Source organism: Bradyrhizobium sp. UFLA05-108 (assembly GCF_059803455.1).
The window spans coordinates 1-4,273 of the sequence record NZ_JBANAZ010000151.1; the positions used below are offsets into that span (position 1 = coordinate 1).

The window sequence follows — 4,273 nt, forward strand, 5'->3', positions numbered from 1 at the left end:
ACACTCTCAACCGGCTACCGGCCTCTCGGCTCTTGCCCCCGCGCAGCGGGCTGGAGCGCAGCGACTTCGTGCTTTGGCCCGTCTCTGGCCTGTTGTGAGATCTGCTTCAGTGCCGCTCCAAGGATGAAGCGGACATCCACCTTCACTGAACTAGGCTGACCCGAGGGAGCTAACAGCGAACTCGGCTTCAATCCGCAGGCGGACACTCCGGGCATGTGTCGTCGATCGACTCCAGCAACTCGGCGACCGCGACGGTGCCCGCCTCTGGGGAGACCTTCGACCGGGGGGTGCCGACGGGCAATATTGAAAGCGCAGTCCCTGGCGTGTGGATCGGCGCGGTCCTGCATCCAACCGTGCTCCTCACATTCGCGGATCGCTCCCGCTTCGAGAAGAATACTTCGCGCCCACCCCTCAATCGTGCGAATGGCCGGCCGCCGCTCCTTCATCATCAGCATCGAAACCGCTCCTGCCATACGTGCGCTCATGGTTCCGAAGGCCTAACACACGGCAGAGATTCGCAGATAAGGGGGCCGCGGTTTGTCCACCCCCGTTCCGGATGAATTGGCTATCCCTCGATACCGGCCTCTGCTCGATCAGTACTGATGGGTGGGCCATGGCCAGCCTTTACCCGTCGCATCAGGCTTGTTCGCCTACTGGCTGAGCGTCTTTATCCGGCGTCTCATCTGATTAAGTGCGCCAAGAAGGACTCGCAGGCTTCCTCGGCTTCAGAAAGCGTTTCGAAGGGGGACCCGATTACCTTGATGGCGGGTCTGCTCGGATAGATGGGTCGCCACGAGGCCAAAAAGCCGGGCTTCCCGTGAAGCCCGGGACCGTTATGGCTCTCGAAGCTGATCACAAACGAAAAGCCGCGGCTGCTTGCGCTCCAGACTTCCAGATCCTTTATGGGACTAACGACGCGGGTGAACTGCATTAGGCATCCGACCTGAACCGGCCCCTTGAGAGAAGGGATCGCTTCGTTGATTCGGAAAATGCAGGGCTGCTGTCGTAGCGGCTGTTTTCCCCAGCCGCTTCTGTGTCCGGAATCGAACAGTCAGGCGTCTGTGGTTAGGCTAGCCTGCTGGTTGATACGGAGAATGCGACATTGGCAATGGCAAAGTGAAGTGGTTCAACGCAACCAAAGGCTATGGCTTCATTCAACCTTATGATGGCGGCCCAGATGTCTTCGTCCACATCAGTGCTGTCGAGAAAGCCGGCTATACAACCTTGGCCGAAGGCGCACGTATCAGCTATGAGCTGAGGGCGGGGCGCTCGGCCAAAATGTCCGCGGAAAGTCTGCAAATTGGGTGACGGGGATGGAAGCACCATCCCGTGGAAAGGACCACCACGGGAGCGACTCACTCAGGATATCGAGCGACCGTGGTGGCAATCTGAAAATAGGCCGGCTGCTTCGCAAAGGCAGTGATCCGATGACCGACCAGCTTGGAGAGGCGCAAAGGCGCCGGCATCAAGCCGAAGAATTTCGCGCCAAGGCCGGCCTGATGTCCGATGCCGAGACGCGCGCTCAATACCTCAGACTTGCGGGCGCGTACGATGCGCTGGCGGAAAACGAAGAGCGGATAGCGGGCAACTTCCTCACGCCCAGCAAACCGTGACGTCAATTGAGTGTGCGCCGCTGCTTCCCGGCCCACACAGAGAGGCGCTTCCTCGGCCTTTGGCAGGTAGACACCGAACTGTGACGGCCGTCTATCCCCTCGGCTGTCCCAACGGCTAGCCGGCCTTGCCAAGTACGCCCATGCTGCAATCGAGGTGCAGCGCTAGTGCCGACGCGCCGACAGTAGCGGCTTTCTGGATCGGGATCGAGGGACAGGCTCGGCGACGGGTGCGACGGCCAGTGTCATTCCTGTCGGATTGCCGCAGGATAGCTCACTTCGGCTTTCGGCGGCATAGTGGACCATACCCGGACTTGCCGCTGGCCAACCCGGTCGCGAATTGACCCAAAAGCGACGTCGGGCAGCTTCCAATCTTGTCATCGGCACGAGAGGTCATTCAGGCTACCGGGGATCTGGAATACGCTTAGCCCGTGCCACGCGCCGCAGCACGCGCGACAGCTCCTCGGCCGCATAAGGCTTCTGAACGAGGTAGAATCCATGCCGACCCTCTTCAGCGAGGACTTCGCTGTAACCCGAGGTCAGCACCACCGGCACTTTGGGATGGCGACGCCGGATCTCCCGACCAAGGTCAACCCCGTTCATTCCAGGCATGATCACGTCGGAGAACACCACGTCGAATCTGTTCGCCTCGTCGAGAAGTTTGAGCGCCTCGGTCGCATTCGTCGCTAGGGTCGTGTCGTAGCCGAGGTCTGCCAGGATCTGGGTCGAGGACCGTCCAACTTCTATGTTGTCTTCCACTACGAGAACACGGGGACCCCGGTCGTTCTCGGACAGCGCGTCGGCTGGATTAACGTCGATCTCAAGCCGGTCTTTATTCGAGGCTGCCTCGCCCGCGGCGCGCGGAAGGTAGAGCGTAAAGGTGGTCCCCCGGCCCACCTCGCTTTTAACCGCGACGTCACCACTCGATTGTTTGGCAAAGCCGTAGACCTGGCTAAGGCCCAGGCCCGTGCCCTTACCCACTTCCTTCGTGGTGAAGAACGGCTCGAAGACATGCGCGAGCTTGTCCACCGGGATGCCTGAGCCTGTGTCGGTCAGCGAGACGGCCACGAAAGGGCTGCGATTGCCCGCGTGCCCGCGGACGGGCGGCATGCCAGCGATCTCCTCAATGCGGATGTGCAGCGAACCCTCGCCACCCATCGCGTCGCGCGCGTTCACAGCCATGTTGACCAGCGCCGTCTCGAACTGACTGACATCCGCTTCGATGAGGCAGCTCTCGCAAGAGATCTCCGTCCTGATTCGAATGCGCGATCCCACGATGGTGCGGAGCATGTCGCTGATGGCCTGCACGCGTTCGGACGCGTCGAACACCACGGGCTTGAGCGCCTGGCGCCGCGCGAACGCGAGAAGCTGACCGGTCAGCCTCGAGGCTCGATCTACGGTATCGGAGATCGCGTCCACGTAGCGGCGCCGGCGCTCCTCAGGGAGACCGGGCCGGCGCAAGAGGTCAGTGGAGCTCTTGATGATGGTGAGCAAGTTGTTGAAGTCGTGCGCCACGCCCCCTGTGAGCTGGCCCACCGCCTCCATCTTCTGTGCTTGGCGCAAAGCTTCCTCGGCCTCCATCAGCTCGGCGGTGCGCTCTACGACGCGGCGTTCCAGCGAAGCTGCAAGTTCCCGGATCTCCTGCTCCGCTCGCCTGCGCTCGACGGCCGTTCGGGTGCGATCAGCGACCTCGCGGATCAGCTCGAGTTCGTCGGGCGTCCACTCGCGCGCCGTTGCGTGGTTGAGGTAAAGCAGCGCAACGAAGCCGCCCTGTTCCGTCACGGGCATGTTTACGATGGACTGCGCGCTGATCGCTTTCAGGGCATCGGCCGTCGCGGCTGTTCGGGGGTCCTTTTCGGCATCGGGAAATACCACCGTCTCGCCACGCTTGAGGTCCTCGATATAAGAGCCGTAGTCGCGAAAGTGCAGCACGCCGGCAAGGCTCCTGATGCCCGGCGCGTTCCAGTCCCGCTCGATGGTGATCGTCTCGGCCGCCTTGTCGATCGTGCCATAGCCGGCCCGGCTTACCCCCAGTGTGCGCCCGAGGATCTCGGCCGCGGCGTAGGAAAGTTCGGCTGGGTCGTCGACGTCGCGAATGCGATCGGAAAGGTCGACGAGAGCGATGCGGCGCGCCTCGGCCAACCGACGGTCTGTCTCGTCACGCGCGATCTTGATGAAGCCCCGCCCACGGCCCTGGTCATCCGGCGGCAGGGACCGCATCGACCCGCTCAGGAACACACGCGACCCGTCGGCGCGCTCATGCCAGCGCTCGTCAGGGGCGAAGCCCTCGTTGCGCGCCTTGAAAGCCTCAGCCTCGGGCTGCCCAGATGCGCGGTCCTCGGGTATGAAGATCGCGTCGGCCGAACGACCCGTCATATCGGCGGCCGTCCAGCCGAAGATCGCTTCGGCACCCACCGACCAGCTTGTGACGCGGCGCTCCGGGTCAGTGGCAATGATGGCGTAGTCTGCGGCGCTCTCGACGACGAGCCGCAGTCTCTCTTCACTCGCCCGTAGCGCTTCGAGTCTGGCGCGGGCCTCGTACTGACGGAGCCGGCTGCGCAGCGCCGAACGCGCGAGGCTGACCAGGGTCGTCGGGTGAAAGGGGCGCTCAAGAAACGTGACGTTGCCCAGCATGTCGAGAAAGCGATGCGCAGTCGGATTGC

At 62.7% G+C, this 4,273-nt stretch carries 3 protein-coding genes and 1 pseudogene; 2 read left to right on the top strand and 2 right to left on the bottom strand.

The annotated features are described in order from the left end of the window. Window positions 1-187 precede the first annotated feature (187 nt). Window positions 188-455: pseudogene (locus SO140_RS45325) on the bottom strand (hypothetical protein). A gap of 646 nt (window positions 456-1,101) precedes the next feature. On the opposite strand from SO140_RS45325, the gene SO140_RS45330 reads away from it, so the two are divergent. Together SO140_RS45330 and SO140_RS45335 are read left to right on the top strand one after the other, a co-directional pair. Next, window positions 1,102-1,308: a cold-shock protein gene (locus tag SO140_RS45330; RefSeq protein WP_449381621.1), complete on the top strand. Its 207-nt coding sequence runs from the start codon at window positions 1,102-1,104 to the stop codon at window positions 1,306-1,308. A gap of 119 nt (window positions 1,309-1,427) precedes the next feature. Next, window positions 1,428-1,613: a hypothetical protein gene (locus SO140_RS45335; RefSeq protein WP_449381564.1), complete on the top strand. Its 186-nt coding sequence runs from the start codon at window positions 1,428-1,430 to the stop codon at window positions 1,611-1,613. A gap of 399 nt (window positions 1,614-2,012) precedes the next feature. Here SO140_RS45335 and SO140_RS45340 read toward each other — a convergent pair. Continuing rightward, the coding region (locus SO140_RS45340) for an ATP-binding protein (protein WP_498544143.1) at window positions 2,013-4,273 on the bottom strand (2,261 nt) is incomplete at its 5' end.

What these genes read in the sequence shown, in the direction of transcription:
- SO140_RS45335 (WP_449381564.1), top strand. Translation starts at nt 1,428, where the DNA reads ATGACCGACCAGCTTGGAGAGGCGCAAAGGCGCCGGCATCAAGCCGAA.